The sequence below is a fragment of the Neptunomonas marina genome (genome assembly GCF_004005935.1).
Classification (GTDB): Bacteria; Pseudomonadota; Gammaproteobacteria; order Pseudomonadales; family Balneatricaceae; genus Neptunomonas; species Neptunomonas marina.
Genome location: NZ_SACQ01000003.1, coordinates 183870 through 203982, shown reverse-complemented (window position 1 = coordinate 203982; position 20113 = coordinate 183870). Strand labels below are relative to the sequence as shown.

General features: G+C 47.9%; 20 protein-coding genes and 1 pseudogene. 18 read left to right on the top strand and 3 right to left on the bottom strand.

Annotated features, from left to right (window positions below):
• Nucleotides 1-34 precede the first annotated feature (34 nt).
• From EOE65_RS08545 to ggt, 5 genes are all read left to right on the top strand, one after another.
• A complete protein-coding gene (locus tag EOE65_RS08545; RefSeq protein ID WP_127693892.1) occupies nucleotides 35-397 on the top strand; it encodes a roadblock/LC7 domain-containing protein in 363 nt (120 codons plus the stop codon).
• Nucleotides 398-402: 5 nt separating this feature from the next.
• Nucleotides 403-849 (top strand): PAS domain-containing protein, encoded by a 447-nt coding sequence (locus EOE65_RS08540; RefSeq protein WP_127693891.1) that lies wholly within the window; start codon nucleotides 403-405, stop codon nucleotides 847-849.
• Nucleotides 846-1592, top strand: a complete 747-nt coding sequence (locus EOE65_RS08535; protein WP_127693890.1) for a phosphate/phosphite/phosphonate ABC transporter substrate-binding protein — start codon at nucleotides 846-848, stop codon at nucleotides 1590-1592. Before EOE65_RS08540 ends, EOE65_RS08535 begins: the two co-directional genes overlap by 4 nt.
• 137 nt (nucleotides 1593-1729) lie before the next feature.
• Complete coding sequence (locus tag EOE65_RS08530; RefSeq protein WP_127693889.1) at nucleotides 1730-2335, top strand: MiaE family protein; 606 nt, start codon at nucleotides 1730-1732, stop codon at nucleotides 2333-2335.
• A gap of 139 nt (nucleotides 2336-2474) precedes the next feature.
• A complete protein-coding gene (gene ggt, locus EOE65_RS08525) occupies nucleotides 2475-4226 on the top strand; it encodes a gamma-glutamyltransferase (RefSeq protein ID WP_127693888.1) in 1752 nt (583 codons plus the stop codon).
• A gap of 41 nt (nucleotides 4227-4267) precedes the next feature.
• Here the strand turns inward: ggt and EOE65_RS08520 are convergent, their stop codons facing one another.
• Complete coding sequence (locus EOE65_RS08520) at nucleotides 4268-5965, bottom strand: glutamine--tRNA ligase/YqeY domain fusion protein (protein ID WP_127694040.1); 1698 nt, start codon at nucleotides 5963-5965, stop codon at nucleotides 4268-4270.
• Nucleotides 5966-6143: 178 nt separating this feature from the next.
• Here EOE65_RS08520 and EOE65_RS08515 point away from each other — a divergent pair, with 178 nt between their 5' ends.
• The 4 genes from EOE65_RS08515 (at nucleotide 6144) to yddG (ending at nucleotide 9059) form a co-directional block, all read left to right on the top strand.
• Nucleotides 6144-6641 carry a peptidylprolyl isomerase gene (locus EOE65_RS08515; protein ID WP_127693887.1) on the top strand — a complete coding sequence of 166 codons (498 nt, stop codon included), beginning with the start codon at nucleotides 6144-6146 and terminating at the stop codon, nucleotides 6639-6641.
• A gap of 5 nt (nucleotides 6642-6646) precedes the next feature.
• On the top strand, nucleotides 6647-7375 hold the full coding sequence (locus EOE65_RS08510) for a UDP-2,3-diacylglucosamine diphosphatase (protein WP_127693886.1): 729 nt from the start codon (nucleotides 6647-6649) through the stop codon (nucleotides 7373-7375).
• A gap of 3 nt (nucleotides 7376-7378) precedes the next feature.
• Nucleotides 7379-8095 (top strand): helix-turn-helix domain-containing protein, encoded by a 717-nt coding sequence (locus tag EOE65_RS08505; RefSeq protein ID WP_127693885.1) that lies wholly within the window; start codon nucleotides 7379-7381, stop codon nucleotides 8093-8095.
• Between the two features lie 94 nt (nucleotides 8096-8189).
• Entirely contained in the window at nucleotides 8190-9059 is an 870-nt protein-coding gene (gene yddG, locus EOE65_RS08500; protein WP_127693884.1) for an aromatic amino acid exporter YddG, read from the top strand.
• Between the two features lie 75 nt (nucleotides 9060-9134).
• Here yddG and EOE65_RS08495 read toward each other — a convergent pair whose 3' ends face one another.
• Entirely contained in the window at nucleotides 9135-10361 is a 1227-nt protein-coding gene (locus tag EOE65_RS08495; RefSeq protein ID WP_127693883.1) for an EAL and HDOD domain-containing protein, read from the bottom strand.
• 140 nt (nucleotides 10362-10501) lie between these two features.
• Between EOE65_RS08495 and ylqF the strand changes: the two genes are divergently transcribed.
• Genes ylqF through EOE65_RS08480 form a run of 3 tightly spaced genes read left to right on the top strand, consistent with a single transcriptional unit; the run spans nucleotide 10502 to nucleotide 12910 of the window.
• Nucleotides 10502-11419, top strand: a complete 918-nt coding sequence (gene ylqF / locus EOE65_RS08490) for a ribosome biogenesis GTPase YlqF (protein ID WP_127693882.1) — start codon at nucleotides 10502-10504, stop codon at nucleotides 11417-11419.
• 18 nt (nucleotides 11420-11437) lie between these two features.
• Complete coding sequence (locus EOE65_RS08485; RefSeq protein ID WP_127693881.1) at nucleotides 11438-11722, top strand: hypothetical protein; 285 nt, start codon at nucleotides 11438-11440, stop codon at nucleotides 11720-11722.
• Between the two features lie 12 nt (nucleotides 11723-11734).
• Nucleotides 11735-12910: a BaiN/RdsA family NAD(P)/FAD-dependent oxidoreductase gene (locus tag EOE65_RS08480; protein ID WP_127693880.1), complete on the top strand. Its 1176-nt coding sequence runs from the start codon at nucleotides 11735-11737 to the stop codon at nucleotides 12908-12910.
• Nucleotides 12911-13306: 396 nt separating this feature from the next.
• Here the strand turns inward: EOE65_RS08480 and EOE65_RS08475 are convergent, their stop codons facing one another.
• Nucleotides 13307-13783, bottom strand: coding sequence for an Lrp/AsnC family transcriptional regulator (locus EOE65_RS08475; RefSeq protein WP_127693879.1), 477 nt, complete (start codon nucleotides 13781-13783; stop codon nucleotides 13307-13309).
• A 366-nt stretch (nucleotides 13784-14149) separates the two neighbouring features.
• Between EOE65_RS08475 and dctP the strand changes: the two genes are divergently transcribed.
• The 6 genes and pseudogenes from dctP (at nucleotide 14150) to EOE65_RS08445 (ending at nucleotide 20060) form a co-directional block, all read left to right on the top strand.
• A complete protein-coding gene (dctP, locus tag EOE65_RS08470) occupies nucleotides 14150-15175 on the top strand; it encodes a TRAP transporter substrate-binding protein DctP (protein WP_127693878.1) in 1026 nt (341 codons plus the stop codon).
• A 62-nt stretch (nucleotides 15176-15237) separates the two neighbouring features.
• Nucleotides 15238-15783: a TRAP transporter small permease gene (locus tag EOE65_RS08465; protein ID WP_127693877.1), complete on the top strand. Its 546-nt coding sequence runs from the start codon at nucleotides 15238-15240 to the stop codon at nucleotides 15781-15783.
• Nucleotides 15780-17084 (top strand): annotated as a pseudogene (locus EOE65_RS08460) (TRAP transporter large permease). Before EOE65_RS08465 ends, EOE65_RS08460 begins: the two are co-directional and overlap by 4 nt.
• Before the next feature lie 514 nt (nucleotides 17085-17598).
• The gene (proC, locus tag EOE65_RS08455) at nucleotides 17599-18420 is read left to right on the top strand and encodes a pyrroline-5-carboxylate reductase (protein WP_127693876.1); all 822 of its coding nucleotides are present in this window, start codon (nucleotides 17599-17601) and stop codon (nucleotides 18418-18420) included.
• A gap of 45 nt (nucleotides 18421-18465) precedes the next feature.
• Nucleotides 18466-18780, top strand: a complete 315-nt coding sequence (gene ppnP, locus EOE65_RS08450; protein ID WP_127693875.1) for a pyrimidine/purine nucleoside phosphorylase — start codon at nucleotides 18466-18468, stop codon at nucleotides 18778-18780.
• A gap of 128 nt (nucleotides 18781-18908) precedes the next feature.
• A complete protein-coding gene (locus EOE65_RS08445) occupies nucleotides 18909-20060 on the top strand; it encodes an iron-containing alcohol dehydrogenase (protein ID WP_127693874.1) in 1152 nt (383 codons plus the stop codon).
• Nucleotides 20061-20113: the final 53 nt, after the last annotated feature.

Sequence of the window (20113 nt, the reverse complement as noted above, 5' to 3'; positions counted from 1 at the left end):
TCAAGTACAATATAAAAAACGGAGTAAGATTGTTATGCGTTCTGAAATGATGGGGTCAATTCTCAGTGACCTGAACGGAACTTCGGCTGAGATCGAGGCCTCTGCTGTAATTTCGACTGACGGCCTTATGATCGAGGCGCTCTTACCGGCAAGCATGGATGAAGACCGTGTAGGTGCTATGAGCGCAGCAATGCTGTCTCTGGGTGAGCGCACCGCGCAAGAGCTTGCGCGTGGTGAACTTGAGCAAGTGCTCGTGAAGGGCGCAGACGGCTATATTTTGATGACACATGCAAACAGCGATTCGGTTTTAACGGTCGTTGCGAAACCAAATGCACGCCTTGGTTTGATTTTCCTAGACGTGAAGCGTGCTGCTGAAGCAATAGGGAAGCTACTGTAACGCTTATGCAAATCGAATATTTTGATGGTACGTCGCGAGATGCGCTTGTTGTAGATCGCGAAGTACCTTATCCCGACGGTAAACTTATTGTTTCGCGGACGGATACAAAAGGCTACATCACCCATGCAAACCAAGCTTTTGTTGACATGTCGGGCTATAAACTCGATGAGCTAATTGGCGCAAACCATTGTATTTTGCGCCATCCAGACATGCCAGCTGCTGCTTTTAAGGACCTGTGGGATACGATTCAAGCGGGTAAAAAGTGGCACGGTTATGTTAAGAACCTCCGTAAAGATGGTGCTTATTATTGGGTTAAGGCGACGGTGATACCTAATATCCGTAATGGTCAATTGATGGGGTATACGTCGGTTCGGCGTAAGCCATCGCGCACAAAGGTAGATGCCAGCGCGAAACTCTACGCTGAAATGTTGGCTGGGGAGGCAAGTGCATGAGCTATGTTCTGAGTGTTAGCCCTGACTTTTCACCTGATCATTTGTCTGGTTGGTTTATTTTCAACACCTGGTTACAGCGACGCCTCGAAGAGAAGTTTCATCTAGAGCTTTATGACGATTTTGAATCTCAACGCGGCGATATCCAAAGCGATAAGATCGATCTGATTTATGCTAACCCTTATGACGCTGCAATGTTGGTTCGCGACAAGGGGTTTAAGGCGCTGGCTCGTCCTAGTGGTTTGAGTGATGAGGCAATTATTGTCGTACCAGAATCGTCACCGTACCAGAGTATCGAAGAGCTGAAACCAGGTGTGCGCGTTGCATGTACTCAAGACCCAGATGTCAACATGATGGGTATGATCATGATTGAACCTGCGGACCTTGATCGGAGCACAATTGAGCAACAAAGTGCTGGTAGCTACGTATTAGTCGCTAAGGCATTGCTAAACGGCCAAGCAGATGTAGGGTTTTTCTTGAAAGATGCCTTCGATGATCTTTCTGGTCTTATCCGAAATCAAATGCGAGTCTTGGTTGAGAGCCAAATTGATGTTGTTCACCATACCCTGATGGCTGGTCCAAAGTTGCAGGCGTTAGCACCTAAGCTGTTAGATGAGTTAGTTGCGATGAATCAGGATGACAAAGGCCGGTCTGTTCTAGAGTCAATGAGCATCAAAGGGTGGGATGCCATGGCTTCGGAAGACACCGAGTTCATGATAGATCTCATCGATACATTGATAGATTAGTCTCTCCTTCCGCGCTCGATATACTTGATCGGGCGCAATATTCTCTGCATTCCTGTCAGACCTATCCTGTCGTTCTAGAGTTCTCGTACTTAAAGTCATTATAATACGTTCTTCTCTTTAGTTAGGTTGTTGGTTCGATGGAAGTATTAGACGAGATTCGTGACTTTTTAGGCTGTGAAACGCCGCAAGCGTGGATTGATGAAGCGCTAAAGCAGCAGGATATATTATTAATTGATCATGCTCATTGTGAGAAAAAAGCTGCTTCGACAGCGATGACACTAATGTTCCGTTATGTTGATCGCAGTGACCTATTGAATAAGATGTCTCGCTTAGCGCGCGAAGAGCTGATTCACTTTGAACAGGTTTTAGAGTTGATGGAAGCGCGTGATGTAACATACTGCCATATGTCGCCGTCCCGCTATGCATCTGGAATGAGAGAGCATGTTCGTACTCATGAGCCTGGCCGCCTTGTCGATACGTTGATCGTTGGAGCTTTTATTGAGGCTCGCTCCTGCGAACGCTTTGCAAAACTTGCTCCTTACTTAGACGATATTCTGGCGAAATTTTATCGCTCGCTTCTAAAATCTGAAGGGCGTCATTACCAAGACTATCTTGGTTTGGCCGAAGACTACGCGGGTGAGCCTATCACAGAGCGGGTTGCGCATTTTAAAGCGATCGAAGAGCAACTCATTTGCTCAGAAGATGATACTTTCCGTTTCCACAGTGGCGTTCCAGCCGCTTGATATTTGTTTTGAGGTGCGATTAGTGGGTAGCCGCACCTCAAAATCTCACTAGCAAAGCGCTTGCTCAGAATCCCTCCGGTCAGTACTTTAAGAGCTCTTATACCCAGAAAGGCATTGGGCCTAATAAAGGAGAGTGAGCATGCACCAGAAGATAATAAAGCCGCTAGCACTCGGAATTACATTGGCGGGCAGTTGTGTCACTGCAGCGGAGCAAGTGACTGATGCGATAGCACCAGAGGCAACATCGGCAGTACAAGCAACGAGTGAGGTCACGGCGGCCCAGTATATCGTTGCAGCTGCTCATCCATTGGCATCGGAAGCAGGGTATCGGGTACTCCAGCAAGGTGGTTCAGCTATTGATGCAATGGTGGCGGTGCAGACCGTGTTGGGTTTGGTTGAGCCGCAGTCATCAGGCTTAGGGGGCGGTGCGTTCTTAGTTTACTACGACGCAGAATCTGGCAAGCTTACCACGTTTGATGGCCGTGAAACGGCGCCGCTAGCAGCTACCCCCGAGTTATTCTTAAAAGATGGCCAGCCTCTGAAGTTTTATGATGCTGTGGTGGGTGGGCGCTCGGTCGGTACACCAGGCACAGTTAAGCTGCTGGGTGATACTCATGCCAAGTTTGGCAAGCTTGCTTGGTCGGACCTATTGGCGCCGGCGGCGGAGCTGGCGCGTAAAGGTTTTACGGTGAGTGAGCGTTTAGCCAGCTCTATCGCCAAAGATCGCGATAGATTATACCGTTATCCAGTGACGCGAGCTTACTTTTTTAATGCGGATGGTTCGCCACTTCAAACCAGTCAAACTCTGACGAATGAAGCCTATGCGGCAACGCTCGATACGTTAGCAACCAAAGGCGCAGATGCTTTCTATTTCGGCTCTATTGCTGAGGATATTGTTGCAACAGTCACAGGTGCTGAGGGCAATCCCGGTGTTCTAGCATTGCAAGATTTTTCAGTGTATCGCATCAAGGAGCGTGCGCCGGTTTGTGGCGGTTTTATGAGCTACGAAGTTTGTGGCATGGGGCCACCGAGCTCGGGTGCACTCACGGTGGGGCAGATTTTAGGTATCGCTGATCAGTTCAGAATGCAGCAACGCAGTGCAGATGATCCGATTAGTTGGCAAATTATTGGTGATGCCTCGCGGCTAGCGTTCGCTGATCGTGGGCGCTATATGGCAGATACCGATTATGTGCCGATGCCGTCAGGGCTGTTAGATGAGGGTTACCTGAAATCGCGGGCAGCGCTTATCAAGCCAGGCGAGGCGTTATCGGAGGTTGCCCCGGGCGAGCCTAGCTGGGAAAACGCCGTATCGTTGGCGGACGATGAGTCGATAGAGTTGCCATCGACGAGCCACTTTGTGATACGAGATGCAAAAGGGAATATTGTCTCGATGACCACAACCATTGAAAATGGTTTTGGCTCGCGTTTAATGTCGAATGGCTTCTTGCTCAATAACGAGCTGACGGATTTCTCATTCCGAGCCCACAAAGATGGCTTGCCGATCGCTAACCGTGTTGAGCCAGGTAAGCGCCCACGCTCTTCGATGTCGCCAACCATTGTTATGAAAGACGGCGTACCTTATATGGCGGTCGGATCGCCGGGCGGTTCGCGAATTATCGGCTATGTTTCTTCGGCACTGATACGGCACTTAGCTTGGGGAGAGTCACTAGACAGCGCTTTTAATAGCCCTCATGCTGTTAACCGCTTTGGCACATATGATGTTGAGCTAGGAGCACAGAGTGATGGCTTAGCAACTTCACTTGAGGGTATGGGATTTAAAGTGAATCGCCGTGACCTAAATTCTGGCCTTCATGGATTTGTGATAAAATCCGATGGCACCATGGTGGGTGCTGCGGACAAGCGCAGAGAAGGTGTGGTATTAGGTGATTAAAAAAGTAAGCCCAGCGAAGTGCTGGGCTTTTTTATCACACATTACTTCTGGGCTTTGGCCCAAGAGTCGCGCAAGGTTACGGTGCGGTTGATGACTAGCTGTTCTGATGTTGAGTCTGGGTCGACACAAAAATATCCCATTCGCTCAAACTGATAGCGAGACTCAACAGCGGCCCCGCGCAAGCCTGCTTCAGCGCGTGCGTTAGGTAACACAACCAGCGATTCTGAATTGAGGTGCTCTGTAAACTCCACCTCTTTATCACCGTCTGGGTTGGCTTCAGTGAATAGACGATCATACAAGCGCACTTCGCACGGTACTGAAAGTTCATCAGAAACCCAGTGGATAACGCCGTTTGGCTTGTAGCCTACTGGGTTCTCACCTTTGGTGTCTGGGTCATATGTGCATAGCAGTTCAATAATCTCGCCATGGCTATCTTTAACAACTTCGTTGCAGGTAATGACGTAAGCGCCACGCAGGCGAACGGCATCCCCGAGAGCTAAGCGCTTCCAACGTTCATGTTTGTTCTTCGCCACTGGCTTAACTTCAATAAAATCCTCTTGTTCGATCAAGAGGTTTCGTGTCAGTCCAACACGGCGCACGCCAAGTGACTCATCCTTTGGATGGGCTGGAAGCTCGAACCACTCCTCGTGGCCTTCATCCATATTGGTGAGGGTGACTTTAAGCGGACGAGTAACGCACATCGCGCGCGGTGCTGTTTTGTCCAGATCATCACGTATTGCAGCTTCTAGCATACCCACGTCTACAACAGCATTGGAGCGAGTAACACCAATCATGTCGCAGAAGTTGCGGATGGAGTTAGGTGTGTATCCACGACGGCGCAGACCAGAGATAGTCGGCATGCGCGGGTCATTCCAGCTGCTAACCGTGCCATTATCGACGAGCTGCTTAAGCTTACGCTTACTGGTAACGGTGTAGTTCAGCTCTAAGCGAGAAAATTCGTACTGCTTTGGTGTAGCAGGGACGGGTAGGTTCTCGATAAACCAGTCGTAAAGTGGGCGGTGGTCTTCAAACTCAAGCGTACAGAGTGAGTGCGTGATCTCTTCGATAGCATCAGACTGGCCGTGGGCAAAATCATAGATCGGATAGATGCACCACTTATCACCCGTCTGGTGGTGAGGTACATGCAAAATGCGATAGATCATCGGGTCGCGCAAGTTCATGTTAGGTGCGCTCATATCGATCTTGGCGCGAAGAGCGCAAGCTCCCTCTGCAAACTCACCGTTCTTCATGCGTTCAAACAGCGCTAAGTTCTCTTCAACCGAGCGGTCACGATAAGGGCTGTTTTTGCCCGGCTCACTAAAGTTGCCGCGGTACTCTCGCGCTTGCTCTGGGCTTAAGTCGCAGACGTAGGCCTTGCCCTCTTTGATCAGGTGTACGGCCCATGCGTAGAGCTGGTCAAAGTAGAGTGAGGTGTAACGGATATCGCCGTTCCACGTATATCCGAGCCACTCAATATCGGACACGATTGAGTCGATGTACTCTTGGCTCTCTTTCTCTGGGTTTGTATCGTCAAAGCGCAGGTTACACACGCCGTTGTATTTTTCTGCAGTCCCAAAGTTAAGGCAAATGGACTTCGCATGGCCGATGTGAAGATAACCGTTCGGCTCAGGCGGGAAGCGCGTGACAACCTTGCCCTGATGGGTTTGGTTTTCTATGTCCGCTTCAATAATTTGATGAATAAAGTTTGTTGGCTTTGCAGTGGATTCGTTTTTTGACATCGTCTCAGCAACTTTGTGGCTCATTCGAAGATTCGCAATGCGAATAGATAGCTCGCTAGTATAAACGCTTACGCAAAGACAGTTAATCGCCAGTCGGTAAAATATTATCAGTGCACTACCTTAATACTTGAGTATAATAACGTACCAACGAGTAGGCTTGAGAAATAGGAAGATAATAATGATCGTTTTCCATACGACACACGGTGATGTGCACATTGAACTTAATCATGAAAAAGCGCCCAACACAGCGGCTAACTTTGAACAATACGTGCGCGATGGGTTTTACAACGGTGTGATTTTTCACCGTGTTATCCATAACTTCATGATCCAAGGCGGTGGCTTTGAGCCAGGTATGGTACAGAAGGAGACGCGCGATCCTATCGATAACGAAGCTGACAATGGTTTATCGAACGTAGCGGGCTCTATCGCGATGGCGCGTACAATGGACCCACACTCGGCTTCTGCTCAGTTCTTTATCAATGTGAACGACAACACATTCTTAGATCACACCGCGAAAACAACTGAAGGCTGGGGTTACACTGTATTCGGTAAAGTCGTTGAAGGCATGGACGTTGTTGAAAAAATCAAAATGGTTGAAACGACAACGCGTGCAGGCCATCAGGATGTACCTGTTGATGATGTTGTGATCGAGTCGGCTGAGGTGGTTGAAGCGTAACAGCTATGGCTGACTACTTTATCTCAGATCTTCATTTGAGACCTGAACGCCCGGATATCAACCGGGCGTTTTTGTCTTTTCTAGAGCAGATCAGCGCCGATGCCGAGAAGCTATACCTGCTAGGTGATATCTTTGAGGCGTGGATCGGTGATGACGCGATGTTGCCGCAGATAGAGCCCATAACTACGGCCTTAAAGCAGCTTGATAAGCTAGGTTGTCAGTTGTTCTTTCAGCATGGGAATCGGGACTTTCTGGTTGGCCCAGCGTTTGCCGAGCATATCGGCGCGACTCTGCTGGAAGAGGCCTGTGTGATAGAACTACCCAATCATCAGTCGGCGTTGATTATGCACGGCGATCAGCTTTGCACCGATGATGTGGAGTACCAACAGTTTCGTGGACTGGTACGCAGCGCCGCTTGGCAGCACGAGTTTTTGGCAAAAACACTTGAGGCGCGCGTCGCAATAGCGCAGCAACTGCGTGAAGCCAGTAAAGCCAGCGCTAAAACCAAATCCAACGCTATTATGGATGTGAACTCTCAGGCCGTTGCCCAGACCTTTGCGCAATATCAAGTGCCGATCTTAATTCATGGGCACACGCATCGCCCCGCTATTCACCGACAGCAGGGCATGGTAAAGGGTGCTCGTATCGTGCTCGGCGACTGGGACACGCATTTGTGGTACCTGCGCGCAGACCAGCAAGGGCTAGAGCTGCTGAAAGAGCCCATTGAGGCCTAGATTATGGGCACGATTGACCTGACTCAACGTAGTTACAGCAAGGCGCCTAGTGCGCATAGCCACACCTTCCATCAAATCGTGATTCCGCTCCAAGGTGAGTTAGAGATTCAAATAGGCTATGCGCAGGGTGTGTTATGTGCCGATCGGGCAGGTTTTATTTGTGCACAAGAGACACATGAGTTTGCTGCGCCAGAGGGTAACAATCAGTTTCTTGTTGCCGATATTCCTATTGATCAAGCTCCCCGTATTGCTAGTCTATCGCCGTTCTTTTCGCTGTCTTATGCAGCACAGCAATATCGCAGCTTTTTAGCAGCCTCGCTCGAGTCCATAGAGTCTGCGGCACTGCGGTCTCAGGTGAGCGCGCTAGCGGTCGCCTTGTTAGAGGACGGCGCCGAAGCACAGTATGATCGGCGTGTCGCGGCGGCAAAATGCTATATCGAGCGTCACTTTCATCTGGATATTAACGTACGCAACGTCGCTGATGCTGCGGCTTTGAGCCCTCGCCAGCTAAACGCATTATTCAAAGCGCAGGTGGGTACGACGGTCCATGCTTACGTGGTGCGTTGCCGCATGGAGCGAGCCCGTGATCTCCTGCTAACATCATCAGCCACCATTACCAACATTGCCGCTGCGGTCGGCTATGATAGTGCTGCGGCGTTCAGCTATCGGTTTCGTCAGTTCTTCGATCGATCGCCACGGTATTACCGTCAAAACGCCTAGTTCGCTGTATCTCGATGATGCTGCGCCGTTTCTCGATAGTTTTGTTGGCTACTCGCCTCTAATCTACTCACAGAGTATATACGAGAGGTATTTCATGAAAGCGACAGCCATTGGGTCGATCTCTATCCTGCTGTGGGGAACACTGGCCCTTTTTACTCAGCTTACCGGCGGCAAGATTCCACCCTTTCAATTGCTATCGATGGCGTTTGGCGTTGCCTTTGTCGTGATGGCAACCAACTGGTTACGAAGAGGGCATGTAGGGCAACGGTATTTGCGTCAGCCTTGGCAGGTTTGGGTCTTGGGAGTAGGGAGTTACTTTGCGTTTCACTTTTGTTACTTCATGGCGATGCGCTTTGCACCGGCCATTCAAGTTAGCCTGATCGCCTACATGTGGCCGCTGCTTATTGTGTTGTTATCGAGTTTTTTGCCTGAGCATCGTTTTAGGTGGCAGTACATTGTGGGTGGTGGCGTGGCGTTGGCCGGATGTTGGGTGTTGATGGGGGGTGTTGACGCATTGATGCACATGGCGGAAGGCGAATTGAAAGGGTACCTCTTCGCTGTTGCGTGCGCATTCATCTGGTCAGGTTACTCGGTGTTGAGTCGTCTCACACAGGCGGTATCAACGGATGTTGTGGGGTGGTTTTGTTGCTTTACAGCCTTGTTGTCTGCCATCTGCCACCTCTTGCTTGAAACCACCGTATGGCCAACTTCAGGTGCACAGTGGAGTGGTATTCTGTTGCTCGGGCTTGGGCCCATGGGGGTTGCGTTCTTCACTTGGGATTATGGAATAAAGCATGGCAATTTGCCGCTATTGGGAGTGCTGAGCTACGGTGCACCTCTGATCTCGGTTGTGTTGCTAGCGGCGTTTACTGATGCAGTACTTACAAAGGCCACTATCATTGCAGCAGCGCTGATTGTTGCCGGCTCTTTGTTTGCTGCAATGGCCGCAAGAAAGCCGGTATAACGGCTATTTGATGTAATGAAACTCACATGAATTAAAAAAGGCTGCAATAGCAGCCTTGTGATGAGATTTTAGCGTTTAGCCCTGATCAGCCAGCGCTTGCATCGCCTCTTTAGTCCACAATACCGCCTCGCGATAGGAGGCTTCATAGACATCGCCATCGAAGTTCATGGGGAGTAGATCCCAGTCGCCCGCTTCATAATGAATCACGTTCTTCAGGACTTCGCCAATCTCGCCACTACCGTCAGAGATCGCTTGCTTGATATCGTCCCCTAGCGGGACCTGCTCAAGCATCATGCTACGTTCAAGATCGAGCAGCGCATCCAAACCCGACATCATGCCCGCCATGAAGTAGCTCGGCGCATTCGGGCGTTTATGGCGCTCGGCAACCTGTTCTGACATGCGCCCACGGATCAATAGTTGGCGTGATAGCTCTTCAGGTTTCTCGGTATTGGCAGACATCGCGATGAGCGTTGCCCATTTCTTAACCTGAGGAATGCCTAATAGCACAATCGCTTCCGAAACAGACTCGACTTTGCGTACCAGTGAGTTGGCAGCCGAGTTAACGATACGCAGCAACTTGTAAGTCAAAACCGGGTCTTGAATGATAAGTGCTTCGAGCACTTCGGGCGTGGCACTACTTTTTTGCAGCTCTTGCAGTAGTTGCATCAACGCCACTTGGCTCGTGCTGACTTTACGGCCTTTAACAACTTTTGGCTTACTTAAAAAATGGCCTTGGAACAGCTTAAAGCCAAGCTCAACACACTCCTCGAGCTTTTCATGCGTCTCAATCTTTTCCGCTAAAAGCGTGACCTTAAACGGGCGAATATGTTTGATCTGCTCCACGAGTTCTGCGTGGTTGTGCTGCATCACATCCAGCTTCACGATTTGTGCCATCTCAAGGAGAGGGTCGTAATCAGGGGTGTAGGTGAAATCATCCAGCGCAATACGATACCCTTGGTCAACCAGGTTGCGCACACCGTTTACGAAGGCTTCATCAACAACAACATCTTCTAAAAGCTCAAATACAACCTCTTTGCGCGGTAGTTCAGGGATATTCCCCTCAACCACAATATCGTAAGTTAGGTTGATAAAAGCCGGTACTTTACGCACAGAACCTGCATCAGAGATCGATGTGAATGCGTTCAGTAGAACTTCGCTGGTGGCTGAGCTGCCATCCAGAAATGAGGCTTCCGCTGCGTCCTCTTTGCGATAGAGGAGCTCATAGGCGACCACGCGTTGCTTGTGGTCGAAAATTGGCTGCCTAGCCATCAGCACTTGGCTGTCTAAAACCTCACCGGTCATTAATTACTAGTCCCGTAACAAATATTAGTCATCCCACATTTTAGCGGGTGTTGAGCCAACTGCAAAAAATTAAGCGATATTTGCAACTGCGCAATAGAAGAACCGACGGTATAATGCGACCAACGATTTAGGAGATGTAGATGACAATTAACTGGTTCCCTGGGCACATGCATAAAGCCCGCAAAGAGATCGCCAAAGTAATGGATGAAATTGATGCCGTTATCGAGGTGCTTGATGCGCGCTTGCCTCTCTCGAGCGAGAACCCTCTGGTCGATTCTTTGCGCAAAGGGAAGCCGGTGTTAAAGATCCTCAATAAAAGCGATTTAGCTGACCCGAAACGTACCGCCGAATGGTTGGAGTTTCTCAACGGGCAAGAGGGCATTACCGCGATTGCTCTGAGTCAGGACCAGAAAAAGGTGATTCAAAAAATACCCGACATGTGCAAGCAGATGGTACCTGCGCGCGCTAACAAAGAGCGCACGGTGCGTGCCATGATTATGGGTATTCCCAATGTAGGTAAATCAACGCTGATCAACGCATTGTTGGGCCGCCGAATCGCTAAGGTGGGCAATGAGCCTGCGGTCACCAAGAACCAGAAACGCTACACCTTGAAAAACGGTATGGCGCTATCGGATACGCCGGGTTTCTTATGGCCCAAAATTGAAGACTACGATTCGGGATATCGTTTGGCGTCTAGTGGAGCCATCCGCGATACCGCCATTGAGTATGAGTTGGTGGGGCAATATGCAGCCAACTTTTTACTACAAGATTATCCCCAAAGACTCTTAGAACGTTACAAGCTGAAAGAGCTACCGGAAACCAATACTGCGTTACTGGATGAGATCGGTCGTAAACGTGGTGGGCTTCGCCCAGGTGGTGTGATCGATGTACACAAAGCCTGTGAAGTTCTTTTAAACGATTTACGCTCAGGCAAACTGGGTTTAATTACCTTTGAAACGGTTGCCGAGTGGGAAGAAAAACGCGCAGAAGCAGAACGAATGCGCCTAGAAGCAGAAGCGGCTGAAGCCGCAGAACAAGACGCTGACAGCAAACAATAGGCGCGAGGAAGTACCAAAATGTCTAGAACCAAGAAAAAACGTGCCTTTGTGCACCAATATTTACCCGCAGATCCTGTGATCTCCAAACAAGAGCGCTTGGCTGATGGCGACAGCTACGAGAGCCGTAAAAAGCGCGCGCAGGAGAAGAAAAAGAAACACAAGTCGGTTTATCAGAAAGCTCAAGAGAATGAGCAAGCTGCGCAGAACTCTGAGCCAACACAGCGTGGCGCTCGAGGTGGGCGTTTAGCCGATAAAATTCGTAAGTTAAACCAACAGAAAGATAGCAGCGACTCAGACGCTTAAAGAGACTCTACATTGGAATTTGACGTTATTGTAATTGGGGCGGGCGCATCGGGCTTGATGTGTGCCGCCACCGCTGGGTACCGAGGTAAGTCGGTCTTGGTGTTGGAGCACACCAAGAAGATTGGCCGTAAAATTCTGATGTCTGGTGGAGGGCGTTGTAACTTCACCAACTTGCACAACAGTGTTGAAAACTTCATCTCACACAATCCGCACTTTTGCCGCTCCGCACTCAGCCGTTATCGCGTTAGCGACTTTGTTGAGTTGGTGGAGCGCCACGGCGTTGAATACCACGAGAAAACACTCGGCCAGCTCTTTTGTAACGAAAGCAGCAAAGAGATTCTGCGTCTTTTGATGACGGAGTGTGAATGGGCAGGGGTGCAGATACAGACCGAGACCACTATAGAACGGCTCGTTGCAACGGATAATGGCTATCAACTGGTGACGTCAAGCGGGGCGATGAGCGCTCGGTCTGTCGTGATCGCGACTGGTGGTTTGTCGATCCCCAATGGCGGCGCAACCCCTTTTGCCTATCATATTGCCGAGCAGTTTGGTTTAAAGATCTACCCAACCTCTGCTGCGCTGGTGCCGTTTACGCTACAAGCGGAGCTAAAAGAACATCTAAATCCGTTATCGGGTGTCTCCCATGCCGTGACAGTCAGCTGCAACGGTATGACGTTCAAAGAGAACATGCTGTTTACGCACCGTGGATTAAGCGGCCCAGCGATGCTGCAGATATCCTCCTACTGGCGGCCGGGCGATGCGATCTCCGTTAATTTCTTCCCAGAAGAAGACCTACTCACGTTGTTAAAAGTGCAGCGTGAAGAAAAACCCAAAGCCGATATTGTTACGGTCATGGCCAGTCACATGAGTAAGCGGATGGCGCAAATTCTTTGCGAACTCTTTGGCTGTTCTGGACGCATGGCCGATCAAAGCAACGCCGATTTGGCAAAGGTGGCTGAAGCCTTTACCTGCTGGCAGGTAAAACCCTCTGGCACCGAGGGCTATCGCACCGCAGAGGTGACGATCGGCGGTATCGATACAGATGAGATCAACCAAAAAACGATGGAAGCGAAGCTAGCCCCCGGCCTTTATTTTATCGGTGAGTGCTTAGATGTGACCGGCCACTTGGGCGGCCATAACTTCCAGTGGGCATGGGCATCAGGCTTTGCTGCTGGGCAGGCGGTTTGATGTATCGACGTAATTAAAACGAAGACAGTTCAGTCGCGCATATCTGCATAGGTGCGGGATAATAGAGTGTGTCGCGGGGAATTGTCTTCGTTTCTTACTTTTGTGCTAGGTTAGGTATTGCGCTGGCTCATTGCATCCACAACCCAAAGCGGTCATTAGCGCCAGCCGTAACTGGCGAATTTCTGGTTAGCGCAGCGAGCGCAAAATACGTTCGCGTTTACGGCCTTATTAGGCGTTGCTACTAGTCATCATTTGTAGGTTAAGCGTCCATCTCATAGTCATCTGCCTTCGGCTGTTCCGGTTATGGAAAATCTTGGTATTTTTGATCTTAGCAACAGCAGGGTCTGTATGCTTTGAAGTGGCATGCAGACCTCAAGCAAATGGGCAGCACGAGCTTTATGTAGGTTCCCTGGGAATAGGCAGGCGAGTGGATGATTTTAACTCCCGTAATGAAATGTTCGACCTGATTGCAGAGAGCCCACCTAGCTTTCTTAGAACGTTGTCTACAAAACGACTGTAGTCATCTAGATCCTTTGCCACTACCTGAAGCAAGAAGTCGGCTTCACCAGTCGTGTTGTGGCAAGAGAGAACATTTTCACAGTTTTGAATGACATCCTCGAACTGTCTGGTCGTTTCTTCATCGTGCTCTAAGTACGTTAGTTGTATAAACGCCATCACACCATAACCCAGCTTTCTCCTATCGAGATTCGCTTGATAGCTTTCGATATACCCATCATCTTCCAATTTCTTCAGTCTGCGCCAGCAAGGTGTTTCACTCAGTGAAAGCGCCACCGCCAGCTTTGAGTTGGTTAATCGTCCGTCTCTCTGTAAGTGGTCAAGGATATCGAGATCCGTATTGTTAAGTGTCTTCATTGAAAGAGTCTTCCTGGTTTTGTGCTGTATCTGAAATACTAGTTCGCTATGTGTGGGCATTCAACTGGATAAAAGCAAAGTAATTTCAGGTCCCAGCTGTATGATAATTCTAAGTGTTAATTCATAGGTTTAGAGCAAGAATTATTTAATAACATTGCATTTGTGTTTTGTCCAAAACAAAAAATAGGTTGGTTTTTTCTTGGATTAATATTTTATCCAAGGGGTTGTGTCGGCTTTGATTTTTATGATTTTGGTGTTTTCTGCTTCTAGGGCTTTGGTTGATGCTGTTAGCCACTATTTAAAGTGGGCTAAAAAATTTTTGCGGCCATTAATGGTCGAAAATAAAAATAATATGGGTATATAAAAATGCTAAATAAAGGTTCTTTAATTAAATCTGCGCGTGGTTTTTCCATTGCAGTAACAATGACCGCTTCGCTGATGGCAGCACCTGTTCTACAGGCAGCGGAAGAAGTTGTTCTTGCCCATGCAATGTCAAAAGAGCATATCTTTAACCCTATTTCAGATCGTTTTATGAGTGCGCTGGAAAATAAAGCTCCGGGTGCTTTTGAAGTGAGATATCACCCTGGAGGTGATTTGGGCGACTGGACTTCTCAATTTGAGCAAACAATCGCAGGTGAAATTGGCATGACTATGACTTTTCCGGCGACTGATTTTGATCGACGTTTGAATATTGCAACTATGGGGTTGGTTGCAAATAACTGGGAAGAGGCAAAGAAAATATACGGTCCTAACGGCGCAATGGTTAGCACCTACGATGAGATCTATGCTGACCTGAACATGAAATTGTTGGCTCTGCTTCCGGTTGACTTCGCTGGTATCGCCATCCGTAAAGGGGAAGGTAAAGTGCCAGTAAATTACCCTGAAGATGCAAGCGGTATTAAAGTGCGCGTTCCAACTGTGCAGAATGCGATCAAGCGTTTCGAATTCCTGGGTTTTAATCCTGTCCCAATGCCCTTTTCTGAGCTTTACACCGCATTGCAACTGGGCTCAGTAGACGGTCGTACTTTCGGTCCACCATCTGAGATTTGGCAGATGCGTGATGTACTGGAAACTTATATTTTCACCCGTGATTATTTTGAGCAGGGATTCTTCGTAGTGAATCTCGATTGGTGGAACGGCCTGAGTGCAGAGGAACAGGAAGCTGTACAGGCATCTGCCAATGAGGCAGCCGATTGGGCGTGGCAGGAAGCCCAGACAATTAGTAACGACCTGATTGCTGATATCAAGGACTACGGTATCAACGTCGTGGAGTTGACTCCTGAACAGCGCGCTAAGATGAGTAAGATAATTCGCGAAAAAGAGTGGACTTGGATTGAATCCACAGTAGGTAAGGGTTTGGTTGATCAGATTCGAGAAATCACTGTTAACTAATTCTTTGCTCAACAAAAGGGACTGAACGTAACTGTTTGGCCCCTTTTCTATAGGGGAGTTCAATGAATAGTCTCTTTATTCGAATCGACCGCGCTCTGGTATTTATATGCCGATTTGCTTTGATATTCCTTGTCTTGTCTCTTGCGGGAATGATGGCTGTTGGTGTTTTCCTCCGGTATGTGATGGATCTTTCTTTTCCAGCAATGGAAGAGCTAAGTATTATGGTTGGGCTTTGGTTTTATTTTGTTTCCATGGCCTATGTGACTAGAGAAAGGGCACATCTGGCTGGTGGTATTCTTGACCTTTTTGATTTAACTCCTCAGACGCGTGCAGCTGTAAAGTGGGTTGCTGATTTTGTCGGGCTTGGAGTGATATGTTTCTTTGGGTTTTATACCTATAAGTATCTTTTTTTTGTTATGAAAATTAATCGTGTCAGTACCAATCTGGGTTGGCCGACCGCTTTATGGGTTGGCGCGGCCATAGTGGGATTCACGTTGATGGCAGCCTACAAGCTGCGTGACCTATTTATACATCGTAATAGTTACACCGTTTACGATAATAAATCTCCTCATTCAAAAGATGCGGTAATGGAAGGGGTAACACGATGATCAGTCTCGGATTAATTATGCTGCTTGTCGTGGTCCTGCTTCTGGCTGGAATTCCGGTAGCCTATGTATTTGGCGTAGGTGCTATGAGTTTTGCTTTTGTGGCAGATAAAAGTATGAGCTATCTGATCCCGCATGCTTTCTGGCAACTGGGTGGCTTTGCATTACTGTCGTTGCCTCTGTTTATTGTTGCAGGCACATTAATGGGGGCCAGTGGTATATCTGATCGTCTTGTACGATTTGTAAACGCATTTGTAGGCCCGATCCGCGGAGGGCTCGGTGCGGTTACTGTTGTGACCTGCGCCCTGTTTGGTGCGATTGCTGGGTCAGGCGCTTCTGCAATTGCTGCTATTGGTTCAATCATGATTCCTAAGATGGTTGACCAGGGATATCCAAGAGGCTACGCGACTGCTTTGGTTGGGTGTTCCTCTGTTCTGGCGCTGTTGATCCCACCAAGTATCCCAATGATTATTTTTGCCCTTACTGGAGGCCTTTCAGTCGCCGCAGCATTCCTGTCGACGATTGTGCCGGGCATAATCATTATGATGATTTACTGTTAGATTAACTACTTCTACCTGCGCAACCGGGAAGAACTTCAGGTTGATGAAAAAATAAGCCTGCCTGAGCGAAGTCGTGTTATCGCAAATGCAAGCAAAGAGGCCAGCTGGGCTCTGTTGATGCCTGTGATCATGTTGGGTGGTATATATGGAGGGATTTTTACACCGACTGAAGCTGCGGCCGTTGCGTTAGTGTACACGTTGCCTGTTGGTTTTCTGATCTATCGTGGTCTCAACTTGAAAACGGCTAGTTCTGCGATTATTCGTGGCGCAGTTAATACGGGTTCTATCATCGCGATGATCTTCTTCCTGTTTATCATGAGCCGGGTGATGGTTATGGAGCAGATACCTCAGCAATTGTCTGATCTCTTAATCGGTATCTCCGATAACAAGATTGTCATTCTGTTGCTAATCAACGTACTGCTGATACTTATTGGGATGTTGGTCGATGATGTTTCGGGCAGTATTCTTGCCTCAATCATTCTGTTGCCTGTTGCTGTAGATCTTGGTGTACACCCGATTCATTTTGCCGCAATTGTGGGTACAAACCTTGGCTTAGGGAACATTACACCGCCTTGTGCTCCATTACTCTATATGGCTGGGTCCGTAGGTAAATCGCAGTTTGCTGAGTATCTTAAACCTACCCTTCGTTTTATCTGCTTGGGTCACCTTCCTGTTGTATTAGCGGTTACGTTTATCCCCGACTTAGCTCTTTTACTACCTCGTTTGCTGATGGGAGTTGAGTAGCCGCTGAAGTGTTATGAGTCAGACTATTGCGTATGGCTCAATCAAATCAATCACTCCACAAAGTGTAAGCGTTGTGTCCTGGGATGAGTGTCTCACAGATGGAGGTGAGCGCTCTTCCCTGATCATACTCGCGGCGATGTTATAGGTCCTTACATTTTTGATAAATGTTGTGTATGGGTGAGCCTTTTATTCTAAAGTGTTTTATTTGTAATAGTCTTTCGTTTTTCTTTTTTTATTTGAGTTCTTTCTTTCTGTTTTTTTGTCTTTTAGAGGTGATAAAGCAAGATAATTCCGAGCATTGAGTAGTACGATATTCATTAAAGGTTGTATGGGAAACAACAGTATGAAAGCTGGAAAAGAAGGACTGGCTGGCTTGTTGTTGGCTGATCAGACAAATCCAAATGTTCCTATGGATTGAGTGATCACCCATGAACTAACAGTTATCGGGCCTGTACGATCAGAGCGACCGGGTATCTCAGGTGTCACTGTTGTGCCCCAATTTTAGGAGTCAATTATGAGTAGCACTGAAACAGTTATCGGTTTTGTCGGAGGCGGCAACATGGCTTCTGCCATGATGAAGGGTTTGCTTTCTAACGGTTACCCCGCTGAAAAAATCCTAGTTGCTGAAACCTCGAAGGAAAAATCAGCAGAGCTGTCGAAATGTTTGGGGGTCCGAGTCACTGATAATCTGAACACACTGGTTGTTCAGAGTGAGACCATTATTCTGGCGGTTAAACCTCAAGTTATTGATACCGTCACTCAGGATATTGCGAGTAGTGGCAAACATGTTGGCAAACTCTTTATCTCGGTGGCCGCAGGTGTCAAAACCATACAAATCGCCAGCATATTGGGTGAAGACACAGCAGTAGTCCGTTTAATGCCAAATATGCCCGCATTGATCGGACAGGGCATGTCAGGACTTTATGCAAACTCACATACAAGCACTCCCCAGAAACGGAAGTCGCTGATGATTGCGGAGTCCTTTGGTGACTGTGTTGAAGTCACTGACGAGAACGATATCAACACCATTACGGCTCTGTCTGGCAGTGGTCCTGCTTACTTCTTCCTCATGTTTGAAAACATGGTCCAGGCCGGTATTGAGTTAGGGCTTTCAGAACAGAGCGCACATAAGCTGGCATGCTTCACTGCACTTGGTTCGGCAAAAATGGCACAGGGGTCCAGCTTTAAACCCGCTGAATTAAGACAGCAGGTGACTTCAAAGGGCGGCACAACAGAAAGCGCCATCAATTATTTTGAGCAGAACGGCTTTCCCTCCATTGTGCGAGGGGCAGTAAAAGCCGCTTATAGCCGCTCCGTAGAACTGAGCCAGAGCTAAACGGCTGTTGGTTAGTCCGGATAATTAATAATCAAGGTTGTATCTATGTCAACAATTACAAACGTCACTATCGACAAAGCCGCAAATATTTATTTTGAAGGTGATGTCACCAGCCGTAGCGTTACTTTGGAAGATGGAACGCATCTAACCTTGGGCATCATGATGCCAGGCGAGTATGAGTTTAATACGCAAGATGCAGAAAAGATGGAGGTTACTTCAGGTCAACTTTTTGTCTTACTCCCAGAGCAGACGTCATGGCAGGAGATCTCTGGTGGTCAGACCTTTTATGTGCCATCTAACAGTCGCTTTAAAGTGAAAGTGCGGACTATAACCGATTACTGCTGTTCATATCTTAGCTGAATTTAGACGAGAGTATTCGGCTGTAAGAAATATAGATAAACGATGCCGGGTTTTGGTTCTGTTGTGTTTTCTAGCTATCTGGCTATCTCAAAAAAATTGTGTGATTAAAAAAATAAGGTGACTATCTCATGAACTTTAATTTCATGGTTCCTACGCAAATTGTTTCAGAGGCAGGTTCTGCTAACAATGCTGGTAAATATTTAAATGACTTAGGCATAAATAAAGTGCTTGTTGTAACGGATCCTGGCATTAAGTCAGCTGGGATTCTTGAACCTATTTATACTAGCTTGAACAAGTGCGATGTTGAGTTTTATGAATATAGTAATATCAAGCCAAATCCCCGAAACACAGAGTGTGAAGAGGCCGCAAATCATTTCCGAGACATGAATATTCAAGGAATTTTGGCCATCGGTGGTGGTAGCGCAATTGATGCGGCAAAAACCATCAGTGTTCTGCTTCGTAATGAAGGCTCCGCGATTGATTTTGTCGGAAAACGGGATTTTGAAAACGATCCGGTACAAATTGTTGCCATTCCGACAACTGCGGGTACGGGCAGTGAAGTAACCTTTTCTTCCGTGATTACCGATGAGGCTCGCAAAGTAAAAGTGACAGTAGGGAGCCATAAAATTGCACCCGTAATGGCGTTGCTGGATGAAAATATCACAGCGACGCTGCCAGCCTCTATTGCAGCAGCAACAGGTGTCGATGCGCTGACGCACGCTATTGAAGCTTATACATCAACATGCAACAACCCCGTTAGTGACGGTTTAGCGCTGCATGCCATTCGCTTGATTAGTCAAAATTTGTTAAACGCTGTGCAAAAACCTGAAGATGCTACAGCAAGACGCAATATGCTGGTTGCGAGTACGATTGCCGGAATGGCTTTCGGTAATACTGATGTCGCAGGTGTACACTGTATTTCAGAATCTATAGGTGGTATGTATGACACCCCTCATGGGGTTGGTAATGCGATCTTCCTGCCGTTTGTTTTCCAGCACAACTGTGATGCTGACTTAGAGCGTCACGCCAATGTTGCACATGCGATGGGTATTGATCCTAATTTGCCGACAGCTGAAGCGATCCAACAAGCGGTTGAAAAGCTGTTTGAAATTAACAAGGCATTAGAGATTCCTCACTTTAGTGAGTTGCCTCATGTTGATCCGAAAGATTTTAGTGTTATTGCCGAGAAGTCAAAAAACAATGGCTCAGACGCGAGCAATGCAAAAGCGATGACCATCGAAAGCTACCTGAAAATCTTGGAAACAGCTTATAGTCATTAAGCTGTAGTAGTTCAGACCTAATCTGACAGCTAACAGTTTTTCTGGATGGCTGG